The organism is Enterobacter sp. DN, assembly GCF_046054285.1.
Lineage (GTDB): Bacteria > Pseudomonadota > Gammaproteobacteria > Enterobacterales > Enterobacteriaceae > Enterobacter > Enterobacter hormaechei_C.
The window spans coordinates 38322-56905 of sequence record NZ_JBJJTG010000002.1; the positions used below are offsets into that span (position 1 = coordinate 38322).

At 56.1% G+C, this 18584-nt stretch carries 18 protein-coding genes; 4 read left to right on the forward strand and 14 right to left on the reverse strand.

Annotation, left to right across the window (positions count from 1 at the left end; genetic code table 11):
* Positions 1-6: 6 nt before the first annotated feature.
* Genes cobB through lolC form a run of 5 tightly spaced genes read right to left on the reverse strand, consistent with a single transcriptional unit; the run spans position 7 to position 4946 of the window.
* A complete protein-coding gene (gene cobB, locus ACJTMZ_RS04815; protein WP_006809226.1) occupies positions 7-828 on the reverse strand; it encodes a Sir2 family NAD+-dependent deacetylase in 822 nt (273 codons plus the stop codon).
* Positions 829-842: 14 nt separating this feature from the next.
* On the reverse strand, positions 843-1754 hold the full coding sequence (gene nagK / locus ACJTMZ_RS04820) for an N-acetylglucosamine kinase (RefSeq protein WP_015570807.1): 912 nt from the start codon (positions 1752-1754) through the stop codon (positions 843-845).
* A gap of 54 nt (positions 1755-1808) precedes the next feature.
* The gene (gene lolE / locus ACJTMZ_RS04825; protein ID WP_017384711.1) at positions 1809-3053 is read right to left on the reverse strand and encodes a lipoprotein-releasing ABC transporter permease subunit LolE; all 1245 of its coding nucleotides are present in this window, start codon (positions 3051-3053) and stop codon (positions 1809-1811) included.
* A complete protein-coding gene (gene lolD, locus ACJTMZ_RS04830; RefSeq protein WP_015570809.1) occupies positions 3053-3754 on the reverse strand; it encodes a lipoprotein-releasing ABC transporter ATP-binding protein LolD in 702 nt (233 codons plus the stop codon). Before lolD ends, lolE begins: the two co-directional genes overlap by 1 nt.
* Entirely contained in the window at positions 3747-4946 is a 1200-nt protein-coding gene (gene lolC / locus ACJTMZ_RS04835) for a lipoprotein-releasing ABC transporter permease subunit LolC (RefSeq protein WP_033487228.1), read from the reverse strand. Before lolC ends, lolD begins: the two co-directional genes overlap by 8 nt.
* Before the next feature lie 256 nt (positions 4947-5202).
* On the opposite strand from lolC, the gene ACJTMZ_RS04840 reads away from it, so the two are divergent.
* The 3 genes from ACJTMZ_RS04840 to ACJTMZ_RS04850 all read left to right on the forward strand — a co-directional run bounded on the left by ACJTMZ_RS04840 (position 5203) and on the right by ACJTMZ_RS04850 (position 10979).
* Positions 5203-6276, forward strand: coding sequence for an acyltransferase family protein (locus ACJTMZ_RS04840; RefSeq protein ID WP_047057633.1), 1074 nt, complete (start codon positions 5203-5205; stop codon positions 6274-6276).
* Between the two features lie 145 nt (positions 6277-6421).
* On the forward strand, positions 6422-9868 hold the full coding sequence (gene mfd, locus ACJTMZ_RS04845; protein WP_252010817.1) for a transcription-repair coupling factor: 3447 nt from the start codon (positions 6422-6424) through the stop codon (positions 9866-9868).
* 145 nt (positions 9869-10013) lie between these two features.
* Positions 10014-10979, forward strand: coding sequence for a L,D-transpeptidase family protein (locus ACJTMZ_RS04850; RefSeq protein WP_023303432.1), 966 nt, complete (start codon positions 10014-10016; stop codon positions 10977-10979).
* A 77-nt stretch (positions 10980-11056) separates the two neighbouring features.
* Here the strand turns inward: ACJTMZ_RS04850 and bhsA are convergent, their stop codons facing one another.
* On the reverse strand, positions 11057-11314 hold the full coding sequence (gene bhsA / locus ACJTMZ_RS04855; RefSeq protein ID WP_006809234.1) for a multiple stress resistance protein BhsA: 258 nt from the start codon (positions 11312-11314) through the stop codon (positions 11057-11059).
* Positions 11315-11559: 245 nt separating this feature from the next.
* Between bhsA and ACJTMZ_RS04860 the strand changes: the two genes are divergently transcribed.
* A complete protein-coding gene (locus ACJTMZ_RS04860) occupies positions 11560-12195 on the forward strand; it encodes a TetR/AcrR family transcriptional regulator (protein ID WP_015570813.1) in 636 nt (211 codons plus the stop codon).
* A 60-nt stretch (positions 12196-12255) separates the two neighbouring features.
* Here ACJTMZ_RS04860 and ACJTMZ_RS04865 read toward each other — a convergent pair whose 3' ends face one another.
* From ACJTMZ_RS04865 to hinT, 8 genes are all read right to left on the reverse strand, one after another.
* Positions 12256-12795 carry a glycine zipper 2TM domain-containing protein gene (locus ACJTMZ_RS04865; RefSeq protein WP_017384715.1) on the reverse strand — a complete coding sequence of 180 codons (540 nt, stop codon included), beginning with the start codon at positions 12793-12795 and terminating at the stop codon, positions 12256-12258.
* 193 nt (positions 12796-12988) lie between these two features.
* Positions 12989-14293: an NAD(P)/FAD-dependent oxidoreductase gene (locus ACJTMZ_RS04870; protein WP_017693633.1), complete on the reverse strand. Its 1305-nt coding sequence runs from the start codon at positions 14291-14293 to the stop codon at positions 12989-12991.
* Between the two features lie 236 nt (positions 14294-14529).
* On the reverse strand, positions 14530-15072 hold the full coding sequence (gene ycfP, locus ACJTMZ_RS04875; protein WP_006809239.1) for an alpha/beta hydrolase YcfP: 543 nt from the start codon (positions 15070-15072) through the stop codon (positions 14530-14532).
* 31 nt (positions 15073-15103) lie between these two features.
* Positions 15104-16129, reverse strand: coding sequence for a beta-N-acetylhexosaminidase (gene nagZ / locus ACJTMZ_RS04880; RefSeq protein WP_003857934.1), 1026 nt, complete (start codon positions 16127-16129; stop codon positions 15104-15106).
* Positions 16130-16140: 11 nt separating this feature from the next.
* Positions 16141-16965, reverse strand: a complete 825-nt coding sequence (gene thiK, locus ACJTMZ_RS04885) for a thiamine kinase (protein ID WP_047745363.1) — start codon at positions 16963-16965, stop codon at positions 16141-16143.
* Positions 16946-17590: a penicillin-binding protein activator LpoB gene (gene lpoB, locus ACJTMZ_RS04890; RefSeq protein WP_085939398.1), complete on the reverse strand. Its 645-nt coding sequence runs from the start codon at positions 17588-17590 to the stop codon at positions 16946-16948. Before lpoB ends, thiK begins: the two co-directional genes overlap by 20 nt.
* A gap of 13 nt (positions 17591-17603) precedes the next feature.
* On the reverse strand, positions 17604-17978 hold the full coding sequence (locus tag ACJTMZ_RS04895) for a YcfL family protein (protein WP_003857939.1): 375 nt from the start codon (positions 17976-17978) through the stop codon (positions 17604-17606).
* Between the two features lies 1 nt (position 17979).
* A complete protein-coding gene (gene hinT / locus ACJTMZ_RS04900; RefSeq protein ID WP_006809243.1) occupies positions 17980-18339 on the reverse strand; it encodes a purine nucleoside phosphoramidase in 360 nt (119 codons plus the stop codon).
* Positions 18340-18584: the final 245 nt, after the last annotated feature.

An 18584-nucleotide genomic window follows, 5' to 3' on the forward strand; every position in this document is an offset into this window, starting at 1 on the left:
TTACTCTTACAGCCCCTTCAGGAGTTTATCCACAAAGGCTGGCACCACCTCGCTCGCCAGACCGTAATGTTTCTCTTCAAACTCGCTCCCGACCTGGCTTGGCTCCAGATTAAGCTCCACCGTATGGGCACCTTGCAGTCGCGCTTCGTGAACAAATCCTGCCGCCGGATAGACATGTCCCGAAGTGCCAATGGCGATAAAGACGTCCGCCATGGCCAGGGCGCTGTAGATCTCATCCATTCCCAGCGGCATTTCGCCAAACCAGACCACATGCGGACGCAGACGCGAAGGGAACTGACAGCAATGGCAGCGGTCTTCGTCCAGCACGTCCTCTTTCCAGTCCAGCACCTGACCACTCCATGCGCACCGCACCTTGAGCAGTTCGCCGTGCATGTGGATGATGTTGTGGTTTCCGGCCCTTTCGTGAAGATTGTCGATGTTCTGCGTGACCAGCAGAAAACGATCCCCCAGCGCTTCCTCCAGCTTTGCCAGCGCCAGGTGCGCCGCATTCGGCGCAATCTCCGGCTGCTGAAGCTGGCGACGGCGGGCGTTGTAGAACGCCTGCACCAGCGCCGGGTCGCGGGCGAAACCTTCCGGCGTCGCCACATCTTCAACTCGGTGTTCTTCCCACAGTCCGTCCGCCGCGCGGAAGGTCTGAATACCGGATTCGGCGGAGATCCCCGCCCCGGTCAACACCACCACTCTGGGTTTATCCATCGCTTCTGGCATCATCCTGTCTCTGAAAAAGATCCGCTGACGCAGGCGTTCACGTAAGCGGCGTTTATTTTTGCGAAAACGGCTGAGTCGACCCTGGCGACGCGACAGCATAATAACCTCGTAAACTAATCGGTGAGATGAAGGAATGCGGCTCCGCGCATGCCTCCTGCGTCCCCGTGTCGCGCACGCTCAATGCGCGGCACGCGGGCGACCGGCAATAAATGTCGGGGCAGACGCCCGGACAACTGTTCCGTAATCGCAGTGAAATTTGACAGCCCTCCCCCGATCACCAGCAGATCCGGGTCGACGATGGTCAGGATATTCCCCAGGCACACGGCCAGCAGGTCGAGATAGCGTTCAACGTGCTCTCGCGCCTGCGCATCCCCTTGTTCCCACAGGGTAATGATTTGGGGGGCGTCATGTTTCTGATGATAGAAGTGTTCATAAAGCCATGCAAACCCACGGCCTGAAAGGTAACTCTCAATACAGCCGTGCTGACCACAACCGCAGCGGATCAACGGGAAATCACGTCCGACAACATCCAGCGCATCCACCGGCAGACGGATATGACCAAATTCGCCGGTAATGTAGCTGCGCCCGGTAATGGGCTTACCGTTAATGACTATCCCGCCCCCCACACCGGTTCCGAGAATCAAACCCATCACCAGCGGATAGCGACGAAACTCGTCGTCCCAGGCCTCTGAGAGAGCAAAACAGTTGGCATCGTTGTCTAAGCGCACGTCGCGCTCAAGGAGAGCAGAGAGATCGGCACGCAGCGGTTTGCCGCTGGCGGCAGGAACGTTGGCGGCATACAGCGTGCCATCGTCGGTTTCGGGCATACCCGGAATACCAATGCCGACGCTGCCTATGACGCCAAAGCGTTCATCCGCTTGCGCCACCAGCGCGGCAATGGCGGTTAAAAATTCATCGTAGCTTTCGCGCGGCGTGGGTACGCGGGTTTCCCATTGTAGCTTAAGGTCTTTATCGAACACGCCGAGCGCAATCTTGGTGCCGCCAATATCAAATCCGTAATACATGATGCATTCCTCTGTTTGATTCAGCGGCCAAAAGACCGCTAAACCATGACGAAATTACTGGCCACTTAATACCCTCGCCGGATCAATTCGGCTTGCGCGACGCGCCGGATACCAGCTTGCCAGCAGACTCAGTAAAAGTGCTGTAACCAGCACATAAATAACGTCCAGCCAGTGCAGTTCAGACGGCAGGAAGTCAATAAAATAGATATCGCCTGAAAGGAACTGATGGCCAATAAGCGCTTCAATCCCGTTGATAATCGGCGTCAGCTGAAGGGAAACCACCACGCCGATCGCCACGCCGCAGAGGCTGCCAAACAGCCCCGCCAGCAAACCGTACCAGACGAAGATGGCGCGAATAAGACCGTCTTTCGCCCCTAAGGTACGCAGCACGGCGATGTCGCCGCTCTTATCCTTAACGGCCATGACCAGCGTCGAGACGATATTAAAACACGCCACCCCAATCACCAGCACCATCGCCAGATACATAATCGCGCGGATCATCTGGATATCACGGTACATATACCCGTAAGTGCCGATCCAGCTTTTGATGTAGACATAGTTATTGGTCACGCTGCCAGCGTCACGCACCAGTTTATTGGCGTTGAAGACGTCGTTAACCTTAATGGCAATGCCCGTCACGCTGTCGCTCATATCCAGATACTGGCGCGCATCTTCCAGCGGCACCATCGCGAAGCTGTGATCGAGCTGGCCGCTCAGTTGCAAAATACCGGTGACGTGCAGACGTACGCGCTTAGGCTGCTGCAATTTGTGATCAGCGCTGGCGTTCGGGATCATGATCGAGACCCAGTCGCCCTGCTTCACCTTCAGCGCATCGGCAACGCCTTTGCCCATAATGATCTGCTGCTCGCCAGCCTTAAAGTTTGCCCATGCGCCATTTTGCACATAGCGCGGCAGCGCGCTCAGACGCTCTTCCTGACGAGGATTTACCCCTTTCACCTGAATGGCGCGCAGGTTTACCCCGCTCTCTACCAGCCCGGTAAAGTTGATGTAAGGTGCAGCCGCCGCAATGCCGGGCACCTTTTCCACTTTGTTAAGGGCATCACGCCAGCTGGACCACGGCTGGTTAACCGGCTCGATTTCACCGTGGGGGACAACGGCCAGAATGCGGTTATTCAGTTCACGCTCAAAGCCGTTCATGGCGCTTAAGCCCACGATCAACACCGCCACGCCCAGGGCGATACCGATGGTGGAGATCACGGAGATAAGGGATACCATCCCGCTCCGGCGACGACCGCGGCTAAAGCGTAACCCGATGAGTAACGATAACGGTGAAGCCATTACTCCGCTCCCATCAGCGTCAGTTCAGCATTCAGACGACCGTCGCGCATTTCCAGCTGACGCCCCATCCGCTTAGCCAGTTGTAAATCGTGGGTGACCACCAGAAACGCGGTTCCCTGCGCGGCGTTCAGTTCGCCGAGAAGCTGGAAAATGCTGTCTGCGTTACGCGCATCGAGGTTACCTGTCGGTTCATCCGCCAGCACCAGGCGCGGGTTGTTGACCAGCGCACGGGCGATGGCCACACGCTGACGCTCACCGCCGGAAAGCTCAGACGGACGGTGATTTCCGCGATGACCCAGCCCTACCGCTTTTAGCATGTCGCTGGCGCGGGCATTAATTTCCGCGGGTTTCTTTTTACCAATCAGCAGCGGCATTGCGACGTTTTCCAGCGCCGTAAAGTCCGGCAGCAGATGGTGGAACTGATAGATAAAGCCCAGCTCGCGGTTACGCAGCTCGGCTTTCGCCGTAGACGACATTTTACTCAGCGGTTGCCCGGAGAAGATCACATCGCCTTCGGTTGGCGTGTCCAGCCCGCCAAGCAGATGCAGCAACGTACTTTTACCGGAGCCGGAGCTGCCGACAATCGCCATCATCTCGCCTTCGCCCACGCTAAAACTCACATTGTGCAACACGTCGGTCTGCACAGTGCCTTCCTGATAGCGTTTGGACAGGTTGTCGCACTGCAACAGGATCTTATTCATAACGTAAAGCCTCAGCGGGTTGAGTGGCGGCAGCCCGCCAGGAAGGATAAAGCGTAGAAAGCAGCGCAATGGCCATCGCGGCCAGCGCAATACCGACCACCTGGAGCGGCTCGATTGCCACCGGCAGCGCCGCGCCATCAAGCAGCGCGCCGATAATCGGCATGAGATTGTTGAGCTGGCTGGCGAGCAGCGCCCCCAGCGCCGCGCCGAGCAGCGCGCCAATGATGCCAGCGCTGGCACCCTGGACCATAAATACCGCCATGATCTGGCGCGGAGTCAGCCCCTGGGTTTGCAGAATGGCGACTTCGCCTTGCTTCTCCATCACCATCAGCCCGAGCGAGGTGATGATATTAAACGCGGCAACGGCCACGATCAGGCTCAGCAGCAGCCCCATCATGTTTTTCTCCATGCGCACGGCCTGGAACAGTTCGCCCTTCCGGTCGCGCCAGTCCTGCCATTTCGTCCCTTCCGGTAGCATCTGCTGGCTAAGGGTATCCACCTTCAGCGGCGCATCAAGCCACAGACGCCAGCCGGTGATATTCCCCGCGGGGTAGCGCATCAGACGCGAGGCGTCCTGAATGTTCACCAGCATCTGGTAACCATCAACTTCGCTGTTCGCCGCAAACGTGCCAATCACGTTGAACAGGCGCTGGCTTGGCAGACGCCCCATCGGCGTAAACTGACTGGCTGACGGCACCATCACGCGCAGCTGATCGCCACGGTTGACCCCGAGCTGCCCGGCAAGCTGCTCGCCGAGGATGACGTTGTATTTACCCGCTTCCAGGTCGGTTTGTTTCACATTGACCAGGAACGGCGTCAGCGGATCTTTTTGCGCCGGATCGATACCCAGCATCACCCCGACCGCCACGCTACGGGCGCTTTGCAGCACCACATCGCCCGTCGTGAGCGGCGCAACGCGCGTGACACCCTGTAACTTCACCGCGCTTTCCGGCAGCTGTTGCGGGTTAACGGACCCCTGAGTGGAAGAGAGAACGGCCTGCGGCATCAGCCCCAGGATATTGTTTTGCAGCTCGCGCTCGAAGCCGTTCATGACGGAAAGCACCGTCACCAGTGCCATCACGCCAAGCGTAATGCCAATAGTCGAAAGCCAAGAGACAAAGCGACCGAAGCGGTCCGCGGCGCGCCCACGCATGTAACGTAAGCCTATAAAGAGTGCGACAGGTTGATACATGAAATCCGTCTGTTTGCTGATAGCAGACCCACGAGTATATAAGCGAATCCGCTAAGCGTAAATGACTGAAACCGTAAGATTCGGTAATCATTTTTCCGAAAAATTCAGATAAATCATCATGCTACTGACTGAACTTCCGCCAGACAGCCTCCACCTTTTCCGAAAATCGTCCTGATACAGACTGTTACCCGTTACATCAGGGTTTCATTTTACAACAATCGACCTTTCGTTTATGGCAACAAGGTCGTCACGCACAATGAAACAAAAAGCATTATGGATTAACCAGATAAAAGGTCTGTGTATCTGCCTGGTGGTGATTTACCACTCGGTGATCACCTTTTATCCTCACCTGGACGGGCTACAGCATCCGTTATCGGGCCTGCTCGCCAAATGCTGGGTCTACTTTAATCTTTACCTTGCCCCGTTCCGTATGCCGGTGTTTTTCTTTATCTCCGGCTATTTGATCCGTCGATATATTGACGAGGTGAACTGGCGCACCAGTCTCGACAAGCGGATCTGGAGCATTGTCTGGGTTTTGGCCCTGTGGGGCGTCCTGCAATGGCAGGCGCTGACTCATCTGAATGCCTGGCTCGCCCCCGAGCGAGAACTGGCGACATCATCTAATGCGGCCTACGCCGATTCCGTTTCAGGGTTTGTACTGGGAATGCTCACGGCCAGCACCAGCCTGTGGTATTTGTACGCGTTAGTGGTCTACTTTACGCTCTGTAAGCTGCTGAGCCGCTGGAAACTGCCGATGCTGGGGCTTCTGGCGCTGGCAAGCATCGCCATCAACTTCCTGCCGTTACCGTGGTGGGGAATGAACAGCGTGGTACGCAACATGGTCTACTACAGCCTCGGCGCATGGTACGGCGCGCAGTTGATGGCGTGGATGAAAGGGATGAATTTGCGCCGCAGCTGGCTGATACTCATCGCCTCTGGTGCGGTGTCGGTGGTGCTGTGGTTCGCTAATGTCCCTCTGCCGCTCTCTCTGCTGTCGATCGTGGTTATCATGAAGCTCTTTTACAGCTTCGAGCAGCGTTATGCCGTTCATCCCAATAACCTGCTGAACGTCATCGGTTCAAACACCATCGCGATATATACCACTCACCGCATTTTAATCGAGGCATTTAGCCTGCTCCTGATCCGCGAAATGAATGCGTCGTATTGGCCGATCTGGGCAGAGTTAACGCTGATTCTGGTCTACCCGTTTATCAGCCTGCTCGTCTGCACGCTGGTTGGGCTGGGGGCACGTAAGCTCTCGACCGCCCTCTTTGGCGATCTTTTCTTCTCCCCTCCCGCGCGGCTTTCGCCACAGACTGCTACCCGTTAATCTCCTCGGCCCCCATCCGGGGGCACTTTCCCTCTTGTGCGGTTACGATTTGCTTATGTAAAACGATCGAGGATAATAAAGACATTGCGTATCAGTGATATGCCCCAATACTGTTGGTATATCCCCAAGAGACTCTGACATAGCCATGCCTGAACACTATCGTTACTCCTTGCCTGTCAAAGCGGGCGACCAGCGCCAGCTGGGCGAACTCACGGGCGCGGCCTGCGCCACCCTGGTGGCGGAAATTGCTGAGCGGCATCCAGGGCCGGTGGTGCTGGTTGCCCCGGACATGCAAAACGCCCTGCGCCTGCACGATGAAATTCGTCAGTTCACCGACAGTCTGGTATTCAGCCTGGCCGACTGGGAAACGCTTCCCTACGACAGTTTTTCTCCGCACCAGGAGATCATCTCTTCGCGCCTGTCGACGCTGTATCAGCTTCCCACCATGCAGCGCGGCGTGCTGATTGTGCCGGTGAATACCCTGATGCAGCGCGTCTGTCCGCACAGCTATTTGCACAGCCATGCGCTGGTGATGAAAAAAGGCCAACGCCTGTCGCGCGATGCCCTGCGCGTGCAGCTGGACGGAGCCGGCTATCGACATGTCGACCAGGTGATGGAGCACGGCGAATATGCGACGCGCGGTGCGCTGCTGGATCTCTATCCGATGGGCAGCGATCGGCCATATCGTCTGGATTTCTTTGATGATGAGATCGACAGCCTGCGCGTGTTCGACGCTGACACCCAGCGCACGCTGGAGGAAGTGGACTCCATTAACCTACTGCCCGCCCATGAGTTCCCGACGGATAAAACCGCCATCGAGCTGTTCCGCAGCCAGTGGCGCGACAGGTTCGACGTGAAGCGCGATGCCGAACATATCTACCAGCAAGTCAGCAAGGGCACCCTTCCGGCCGGGATCGAGTACTGGCAGCCCCTGTTCTTTAACGAACCGCTGCCGGCGCTGTTCAGCTACTTCCCGGCGAATACGCTGATTGTTAACACCGGGGATATCGACGCCAGTGCCAGCCGCTTTGAAAGCGAAACGCGCGCCCGCTTTGAAAATCGGGGCGTTGACCCGATGCGTCCGCTGCTGCCGCCGGAAATGCTGTGGCTACGTACCGACGAGCTCAACGCCGAGCTGAAACGCTGGCCGCGCATGCAGCTCAAAACCGACGCGCTTACCGAGAAGGCGGCGAACACCAATCTCGCGTTCCGGACGCTGCCTGACCTGGCCGTCCAGGCGCAGCAGAAATCCCCCCTTGATAATCTGCGCAAGTTTCTTGAGTCCTTCACCGGGCCAGTGGTCTTCTCCGTTGAAAGTGAGGGTCGCCGCGAAGCGCTGGGCGAACTGCTGGGACGGATCAAAGTTGCGCCGAAGCGCATTCTTCGTCTGAGCGAAGCGACCGGAAATGGCCGTTACCTGATGATCGGCGCCGCCGAGCACGGATTCATTGATACGCTCAATAACCTGGCGTTGATTTGTGAAAGCGACCTGCTGGGCGAGCGCGTCGCGCGCCGTCGTCAGGACAGCCGTCGCACCATCAACCCGGACACCCTGATCCGTAACCTTGCCGAACTGCACCCCGGCCAGCCGATCGTTCACCTTGAACACGGGGTGGGTCGCTATCAGGGGATGACCACCCTCGAAGCAGGTGGCATCAAAGGTGAATACCTGATGCTGACCTACGCCAACGACGCCAAACTGTACGTGCCGGTGTCGTCCCTGCACCTGATCAGCCGCTACGCGGGCGGTGCTGAGGATAATGCGCCGCTGCATAAGCTGGGCGGCGATGCCTGGGCGCGTGCGCGCCAGAAGGCGGCGGAAAAAGTGCGCGACGTGGCCGCCGAGCTGCTGGATATTTACGCCCAGCGTGCGGCCAAAGAGGGCTATGCGTTTAAGCATGATAAAGAGCAGTATCAGCTGTTCTGCGATAGCTTCCCGTTTGAAACTACGCCGGATCAGGCCCAGGCCATTAACGCCGTGCTGAGCGACATGTGCCAGCCGCTGGCCATGGACCGCCTGGTCTGCGGTGACGTGGGCTTCGGCAAAACCGAAGTGGCGATGCGTGCCGCCTTCCTGGCGGTGGAAAACAACAAGCAGGTGGCGGTGCTGGTGCCGACTACCCTTCTCGCCCAGCAGCACTTCGACAACTTCCGCGACCGCTTCGCCAACTGGCCGGTGCGCATTGAGATGCTGTCGCGTTTTCGCAGCGCCAAAGAGCAGACGCAAATCCTGGAACAGGCAAGCGAAGGCAAAATTGATATTCTGATCGGCACTCACAAGCTGCTGCAAAGCGACGTGAAGTGGAAAGATCTGGGGCTGCTGATCGTGGATGAAGAGCACCGCTTCGGGGTGCGCCATAAAGAGCGCATCAAAGCGATGCGCGCCGACGTCGACATTCTGACCCTGACCGCAACGCCGATCCCGCGCACCCTGAACATGGCGATGAGCGGCATGCGCGATCTGTCGATAATCGCCACCCCACCGGCGCGCCGTCTGGCGGTGAAAACCTTTGTTCGCGAGTACGACAATCTGGTGGTGCGCGAGGCGATCCTGCGCGAAGTGCTGCGCGGCGGCCAGGTGTATTACCTGTATAACGACGTTGAAAATATTCAGAAAGCCGCCGACAGGCTGGCAGAGCTGGTACCGGAAGCGCGCATCGCCATTGGTCACGGTCAGATGCGCGAGCGCGAGCTGGAGCGGGTGATGAACGATTTCCACCACCAGCGTTTCAACGTGCTGGTGTGTACCACCATCATTGAGACCGGGATCGACATTCCAACGGCGAACACCATCATCATCGAACGTGCGGATCACTTCGGCCTGGCCCAGTTGCACCAGCTGCGCGGGCGTGTCGGTCGCTCGCACCATCAGGCCTACGCCTGGCTGCTGACGCCGCATCCGAAGGCGATGACCACCGACGCGCAAAAGCGTCTGGAAGCTATCGCCTCGCTGGAAGATCTGGGCGCTGGCTTTGCGCTGGCGACCCACGACCTGGAGATCCGCGGCGCCGGTGAGCTGCTGGGTGAAGACCAGAGCGGCTCCATGGAAACCATCGGTTTCTCGCTGTATATGGAGCTGCTGGAAAATGCCGTCGACGCGCTTAAAGCCGGACGTGAACCGTCTCTGGAAGATCTCACCAGCCAGCAGACCGAAGTGGAACTGCGCATGCCTTCTCTGCTGCCGGATGATTTTATTCCTGACGTGAATACCCGTTTGTCGTTCTACAAACGCATTGCCAGCGCGAAAAGCGAAGGCGAGCTGGAAGAGATCAAAGTCGAACTGATTGACCGTTTTGGGATATTGCCCGATGCGGCGCGCAACCTGCTGGACATTGCCCGCCTGCGTCAGCAGGCGCAGAAGCTGGGCATTCGCAAACTTGAAGGCAATGAGAAAGGCGGCGTCATTGAGTTTGCCGAGAAGAACCACGTCGATCCGATGTGGCTGATTGGCCTCCTGCAAAAACAGCCGCAGCATTTCCGTCTTGATGGCCCGACGCGTCTGAAATTCACTCAGGATCTGACGGAACGTAAAACCCGCATGGACTGGGTGCGTAACTTTATGCGTCAGCTGGAAGAGAACGCCATCGCATAACGGTATCCCCCGCCAGCGCCCGGCTGGCGGGGGGACAATTTACAAACTCTTTGCACTTCGCCCGAACTTCCCGACTATACATTCGCCATAATTATCATTAACGCCTTATAAAACAATAACCTTATCATTTGTATGGATTATGATAATGATGATTTCTTCGCGTTTTACCCGCTGGTTAACTCTGTTTGCGCTGGCCGCGACGGTTGCCGTCGCGCTCCCCGCTCGCGCCAATACCTGGCCTCTTCCGCCTGCCGGCAGCAACGTCGTAGGTGAAAACCGCTTTCACGTGGTTGAAAACGATGGCGGTTCGCTGGAAGCGATTGCCAAAAAATATAACGTCGGGTTCCTGGCGCTGTTGCAGGCCAACCCGGGCGTAGATCCATACGTGCCCCGGGCAGGCAGCGTACTGACGATTCCGCTGCAAACCATCCTGCCGGACGCGCCGCGTCAGGGCATTGTGATTAACCTCGCCGAGCTGCGTCTGTATTACTACCCGCCGGGCAAGAACGAAGTGACCGTCTACCCTATCGGTATTGGTCAGTTGGGGGGCGATACGCTCACGCCTACCATGGTCACCACCGTCTCTGATAAGCGCGCTAATCCAACCTGGACCCCGACGGCAAACATTCGCGCCCGTTATAAAGCTCAAGGTATCGACCTGCCTGCCGTGGTGCCTGCTGGCCCGGATAATCCGATGGGGCACCATGCGATTCGCCTGGCGGCATACGGTGGGGTTTATCTTCTGCACGGAACGAATGCGGATTTCGGGATCGGGATGCGCGTCAGCTCCGGCTGCATTCGCCTGCGCGATGACGATATCAAAACGCTCTACCGCGTGATCGCCCCTGGCACGAAAGTGAATATCATTAATACGCCGATTAAAGTGTCTGAAGAGCCGGGTGGCGTCCGTCTGGTTGAGATCCACCAGCCGCTATCGAAAAACATCAATGACGATCCGCAGACGCTGCCGATTAATCTGAATGCCTCGATGGTGAGCTTTAAAACGAATGCCAATACCGATGGCGCGGTGATGGAGCGGGCGATGGAAGCGCGCTCGGGGATGCCAACCGATGTCACGCGGCATCATGAGGTTGCTCAGCAATCAATGTAAAGCAGTAATAACGACAAACGCCCTGCATCAGCAGGGCGTTTTTTATTGCAGTGGCATAACGGAGGGTTGCGTTACGCTTATTTGTAGATAACAGCGGTACCGTGCAGGGTGTTAGGACCGGTCACAGAGGTGATGCGGAATGATTTCGCACCCATTTCGTCAGCTTTTTGTGCCAGCTGATCTTCCAGAGAGCCCAGATTAGTCCCGGCAGTGGCAGAGATGGTACCGACTTTCTGCTGGTCTGCTGGCGTGGATTGCACTTCAACAGCAGCGAAGCTTGCGAAAGAGAGTGAACTCAGAACGGCGGCAGCGATGAGGGTTTTAACGTTTTTCATGATTTTATACCTTTAGGCAGATGATGTAGTGGTCGTTAGTTATTTAGTTAACGATCGATAGGTAAATGATAGATGTGATCCAGGTCACACGTCAACCCATTTTTATAATGGTCGTTAAATTAATTTCATTTGCCTTATATTTCATAAAGATAAAATTAAATTATTTTTCAGAAATCACCGCTGGTCGTTGCAGACGTTTATTTTTATAATGACTATTCAACAAAACAACAGAGGACCAACGGCACATGACAACCGATGTCACGCGTTGCGCGAAGAAAAGCCGTGGCCGACCAAAAGTGTTCGACAGGGATGCGGCGCTCGATAAGGCCATGACGCTCTTCTGGCAGCATGGGTATGAAGCCACGTCGCTTTCCGATCTCGTGGAAGCAACGGGCGCGAAAGCCCCTACCCTGTACGCAGAGTTCACCAACAAAGAAGGCTTATTCCGGGCCGTTCTGGACAGATACATCGCGCGCTTCGCGGCAAAACATGAAGCCCAGCTGTTCTGCGAAGAAAAAACGGTTGAGCAGGCATTGCAGGATTATTTCACGGCAATCGCGACCTGCTATACCAGCAAGGACACGCCTGCGGGCTGTTTTATGATCAACACCTCCGCGACCCTCGCGGCATCGTCTAAAGAGATTGCCAACACGGTCAAATCGCGACATGCGATGCAGGAGGAGACGCTCAGCACGTTTCTGGCTCAGCGTCAGCAGCGCGGCGAAATACCGGCGCATTGCCGTCCGCAGGAGCTTTCCCAGTATCTGAGCTGTATTTTACAGGGGATGTCCATCAGCGCCCGTGAAGGCGCGACGCTGGAAAAATTGCAGGGGATTACGCAAACAACGCTGCGCCTGTGGCCTGAACTTCTTAAACTCTGACGCAAAAAAAAAGCTCCTCAGCCTGAGCGCATGAGGAGCTAAGTTCAGAGAACATCTTTTTTACACTTTGTTATTCAGTATCAGCTGACCGTTGCTGTCGAGAGGGATCTGCGTGCCAGGATCTTTATCCATGCGGATTTTGCCCTGCTGATCGCCAATTTTGTAGGTTACGTCGTAGCCCAACATTTTTTCAGACTTGTCATACACGGTTTTACAGCGCTGCTGCGTTGTGGTGTAGGTATCATTTTCCTGCATCGCGCCCTGTACCTGGTTACCGGCATAACCGCCACCCAGCGCACCAACCACCGTCGCGACATCCTTACCACGGCCGCCACCAAACTGATGACCAATCACCCCACCAGCAACCGCGCCCAGCACGGAGCCAGCGATACGGTTTTCATCCTGAACCGGACGACGGTGGGTGACAGAAACATTACGGCACTCCTGACGAGGCGTCTTGACCGTCTCTTTGATCGGTGTAGCGGAAACCACCTGCGCATACTGCGGGCCACGATCAAGTACGTTCAGACTGGCAACGGCAGCCACACCTAACGCAGCTGCGACGCCAATCCCTATACCCGCCAACATTGATTTATTCACGGGACTTCCTCCTTTGTTGCAATTGGTAGCAATTTTGCAGCGCAATAAACGCTTCGCCAATAAGATAAAGGATCAAAATCAGGGCTGTTGACCGGGACAACGTGGGTTTAAGAGAACTCTTAAGCGTCAGGAGGGAAATGCACAGCATGATGTGCTAAGAATTCCCTCCGGAGGGCCCGGAGGGAGAGAGAAATTAGTGCAGCTTCAGGCGTGGACGGATCACGCGGTTGATGCGGCCAACCAGCATCATCAGGCCGGTTTTGAAGTAGCCGTGCAGCGCAATCTGGTGCATACGGTACAGAGAAATGTACACGAAGCGGGCGATGCGCCCTTCCACCATCATGGAGCCGCGCATCAGGTTACCCATCAGGCTGCCCACGGTGGAGAAGTTTGAGAGCGACACCAGAGAGCCGTGGTCTTTGTAGACATAGGCTTTCATCGGTTTGCCTTTCATCTGCGCCAGGATGTTATGCAGCACGAGGCTTGCCATCTGGTGCGCGGCCTGAGCGCGAGGCGGTACAAATCCGCCTTCCGGACGTGCGCAGGAGGCACAGTCGCCAATGGCGAAGATGTCCGGATCGCGCGTGGTTTGCAGCGTCGGCTCTGTCACCAGCTGGTTAATGCGGTTCGTCTCCAGCCCACCGATATCTTTCATGAAATCAGGCGCTTTGATCCCCGCAGCCCAAACCATCAGGTCGGCCTGGATATATTCGCCGTCTTTGGTATGCAGGCCGCCCTCATCCGCGCTGGTCACCATGGTCTGGGTCAGCACGCGCACGCCCAGTTTGGTCAGCTCGTTGTGCGCCGCGCCGGAAATACGCGGCGGCAGCGCAGGCAGAATACGTTCACCTGCTTCCACCAGCGTCACATTCAGCGCTTCGTTAGTCAGCCCTTTGTAGCCGTAGCTGTGCAGCTGTTTGACCGCATTGTGCAACTCCGCCGATAATTCAACGCCCGTTGCGCCGCCGCCCACGATAGCAATGTTGACCTTGCCGTTAGCACCCATGTTATTGGTGTACTTCAGGAACAGGTTAAGCATCTCCTGATGGAAACGACGCGCCTGATGCGGGTTATCCAGGAAGATGCAGTGCTCTTTTACGCCTGGGGTGTTGAAATCATTGGAGGTACTGCCCAGGGCCATCACCAGCGTGTCATAGGCCAGCTTGCGCTCAGGAACCAGCAACTCGCCTTTATCATCACGCAGCTCAGCCAGCGTGATGGTTTTGTTTTCACGATTGATATCCACCACCGAACCCAGCTGGAACTGGAAGTGGTGGTTACGCGCATGCGCCAGATAGCTCAGCGCATCCACGCCCTCATCCAGCGACCCGGTCGCCACTTCGTGCAGTAACGGCTTCCACAGATGACTGTGGTTACGATCCACCAGCGTGATTTTGGCTTTCTTACCGCGACCCAGCTTCTTACCCAGCTGTGTCGCGAGCTCCAGTCCGCCAGCACCACCGCCGACAATCACTATCTTTTTCAATGGCGTAGTCAACGTGACCCCCTCAAATTATTAACCAATTGTTAATTAAAAGTTATATAAATAACCCTTAATTAACAACAGGTTACTGCGCTGAAACCATTCAGATTCATTGAGAATAGCACGTCAGGCGCATTGGTCATACCAAAATTGATATGTATCAAGTTTTGATGGTTTAAAAGTAGACAACTCTGACAAAAAAGAGGCCCGGTACGCTTTCACGTACCGGGCCTTTATCAGGTTCAGGGAGATCAGCCCAGCGTTTTAAAGGCTTTAATACGCTGCAAGTGCGGGGAAATGTTTTTGAACTTGTGGGTCTGCTCTTCGTCCCAGACAATTTCGTAGTAATGGTGCAGAAGCTCGGCGGCGCGGGAGCTGTTCAGCGCTTCATCGTTGCGGGAGAGGATCACCAGACACCGATCGCGGTTCTTTTCACGGAAATTGCTCACGCATTTAGTTGCGATGTCGGCGTACTCCTCCGGGCGATCGATTTTGCCTTCCATGTTTTCGTTCGGAAAGAGGTTAGGATTAAAAATGACCTGACGGATATCGCACAAAAAACCGATGCGCTCTGCCCAGTATCCTCCTAACCCCACGCCGCAGATCAGCGGGCGATCGTCGATATTGAGCTGCAACATTTTATCCACTTCTTTAAGCAGATGCTGCATGTCATGCTTCGGATGACGTGTGCTGTAACTGATCAGCCGGACATCCGGATCGATAAACTGCAATTGCAGCACTTTCTCATGATTACCAGGACTGTTTGAGTCAAAACCGTGTAAATAAATGATCATCGTCTCACCACGCTACGCCTTCCGGGATGAATTAAAGGGCTGCTTTATGTGCCTGCCAGCGCTCGTTCAGGGCTTCAAGCCGGGCGTTTACCGTTTTCCAGCGCGCCGAGTCCATCAGCTCCTGACGACTAAATGAACCTTTATGATACAATTGTGTAACACGTTCAGCATTGATCGGCGACAGGTTATCCAGCACGCTCACCGCCCCTTTACGATTATTGCAGACGAGGATCATATCGCAACCCGCATCCAGCGAAGCCTGCCCACGTTCGGCATAGCTTCCCATGATCGCCGCCCCTTCCATGGATAAATCGTCAGAGAAAATTACGCCATTGAAGCCTAATTCCTGACGCAGCACGGTTTTCAGCCAGTGCGGAGAGCCGCTGGCCGGACGCGGATCGACCTCACTGTAGATGACGTGCGCAGGCATGATGGCATCCAGCTTGTTATCAGCGATCAGCGAGCGGAAAACCGACATGTCTTTAGCGCGAATGTCTGCTTCCGGGCGCGGATCGCGCGGGGTTTCTTTATGGGAATCCGCCGTCACCGCCCCGTGGCCCGGGAAATGTTTGCCGGTGGTTTTCATGCCCGCAGCATGCATACCGTCAATAAAGCGCGTCGCCATTGCCAGCGCAATACGCGGATCGTCATGATACGAACGCTCACCAATTGCCGCGCTAATGTGTCCTACGTCCAGCACCGGGGCGAAGCTGATGTCGATATCCATGGCGATCATCTCGCTGGCCATCAGCCAGCCGGCGTCCTGCGCCAGTTGACCGCCCTCTTCGATCCCCAGCAGCGCAGCAAAAGATTGCGCGGCGGGTAAACGGGTAAACCCTTCGCGGAAACGCTGCACACGCCCACCTTCCTGGTCTACGGCCACCACCAGGTGATTGCGCGACGCCGCACGGATCTGGCGAACCAGCTCACGCAACTGCTCCGGATCATGATAATTGCGGGTGAAAAGAATCAGCCCCCCTACCAGCGGATGCGCCAGAATTTCGCGCTCTTCCGCATCCAGCTCAAACCCTTCGACATCCAACATTACTGGACCCACACCTACCTCTCTTATCCTTTCGTTTGTAACTGACGCCAGGCATCATTTGCCAGCGCAATAAATTGTTTGTCATCTGTCTGCTGAAGGCGCATTTCAAACCATCCCGCCATCAGCATCAACACCCACGGACGCCAGCGCGCGACCTGCCGCGCAAGGGTGAGCGCATTGATGTTGGCGTTTCGGGCATAGGCGGTTATCAGCTGCTCGCGCGACGCCTCATCAGGCATCCAGACCGCAGCGAGTTCGAGCGCCACGTCACCGTCTCCGGCATATTCCCAGTCGATAAGTTTCTCGCCTGCCGTGGTATGAACGATATTACCCGCGTGGACATCCATATGCAGCGGCGCCAGACGTAACGCCTGCGGCTCTCCCGCTCTGCGTAGCCGCTTAAGCTGCGCCAGCCAGTAGGGCGTGCGTCGTCCAGGCGCAGCCTGCTGCCAGTAGTGATCCAGCAAAGGAAGTAACGTTACCCGCCAGCCCAGACGCGGCTGGCGATGCAGATGATACAGCATGGCTGCAAGCGCAGGCGTATCGGGAAGCTCGCTTTTGATCTCACCCTCAATAAACGCCACCGCCATCCAGTCTCTGATAAAGAGATGAGGTTGTGGCGCAAGGTCGGCGGGCAGGCGCTTCAGGGCGCGGAACTGGCGACGAAAATGGGAGGCAGGCGCGGCGGCATCGTGATGCTGACGTAAAACCAGCCGATGGTCGCCACGCTCAATAATGCAACTCGCGCCGCCAAGCCCGGCGGGGGCTTGCGGCGCGATAACACGGTACTGAGGGAAATAACGCGTCAGGACGTCATGACGCGTACGCTTATTGTTGCGTAACGGCACCTTTACCTGACCAGATAATTTCGCCGGTCTGAACCAGCATTAACTGCATCTGCAACGACGGCGTGTTCACGTTGCCTGTCGCGTTAGAATAAAGGACATACTGCGCGCCAACGTTGCGGGCAATACCCATCGCTTTACTGCGCGAACCCAGGCTGTCCTGAGGCGACAGACCAAGCTGCTGCTTGGCGACCGCGAGCTGCTGAGCTGAGACCAGCGTAAATTTACCGTTGTTTGCCAGCGCGTTGCGCAGGGTTTCCGTCGCTTCTCCCGCATTCAGGGAACCGTTTGTACGGTTGTTCACGCTGTCCACCAGCAGCACGCTGCCGGGCGTAACGCCCTGTGCCTGCAACATTTTGCCCACCATCGGCTGCATCGCGCCGTTCCAGTCATAGTGGCGTACTCGCGGCGCAGGCTGTGCGGTGTCGTCCGGATGTTCGATCGGGCCAGGCTGCGCCGGAATGGTCGGTACAGACGGCACGGTTGGAACAGGCTGCGCTGGTGTTGTTGGCTGTTCCGTTCCCGGCTTCGCCTGATCTACCGGTGCTGGTTCTTCCGTTCGCGTCACACAACCCGCCAGAAAGAGTGCAAAGGCACTCAGGAGCGCATAACGGCTCATTGTTTTAATCAAGGTTCACTCCTTACAAATAAAGATAAAGTCTCACCTTATGTGCACCCAGATAGCTGGCGCTGCCGTAGAGCGTGACCGACGATCTTGCCGGGATGGTCACGCTGCGCGGCGCCTCAAGCGGGTGCATCTCAAGACCTCTCACGTCATACCAGTAGAAGCGATAATGCACCGTCACTGGCTCTTGCCTTTCGTTATAGAGCGTAGAGGAGGCTGAAGACTGGATTTCGCTTATGGTCAGCGAAGGCTTCTCCGCCGTGATGCCCGCAGCAAGCACTGAGGACTCCATCACCAGCGTCTGTTCTTCACTGACCGGGATGGCGGGACGCGCGCTGCACCCAACCATTACCAGCGTCACGATCAGCGCTGCAATACGCCCAGTTAACATATTAAAGACCTTTATGTGCCAGCATCGGTCCCAGTGGACGTCCACCCAGCAGATGCATATGAATATGATAGACTTCCTGGCCGCCATGGCGATTACAGTTCATGATCAGACGGTATCCGTCCTCAGCAATCCCTTCCTGCTCTGCGATTTTCGCGGCTACCGTAAGCATACGGCCCAGCGCCACTTCATGCTCGGTTTTAACGTCATTAACGGTCGGGATCAGAATATTGGGAATAATAAGGATGTGCGTCGGCGCCTGGGGAGAAATGTCGCGGAAAGCCGTGACCAGTTCATCCTGATAGACAATATCCGACGGAATTTCGCGGCGGATAATTTTACTGAAAATCGTTTCTTCAGCCATGACCTTTTCCTTTTAAGTTTAATCTGGCGTCGTGCGTCCGTTGTTAACACACATTGTCTGATTTACTGCGTGACACAAGACAAGAGTATGAGCGAGTTTCTCCTGTCCTTTCAACCTTCTCCCGTGATTTCTTTCCTGATTGTCCGCCATCTGGCTTAAGAGGCATCGCTTTAGGACATTTCTTTTCAGAAACCTTATTTCAGTTCATCCCGAAACATCTGTTTACAGCGTTAATCACAATGCGT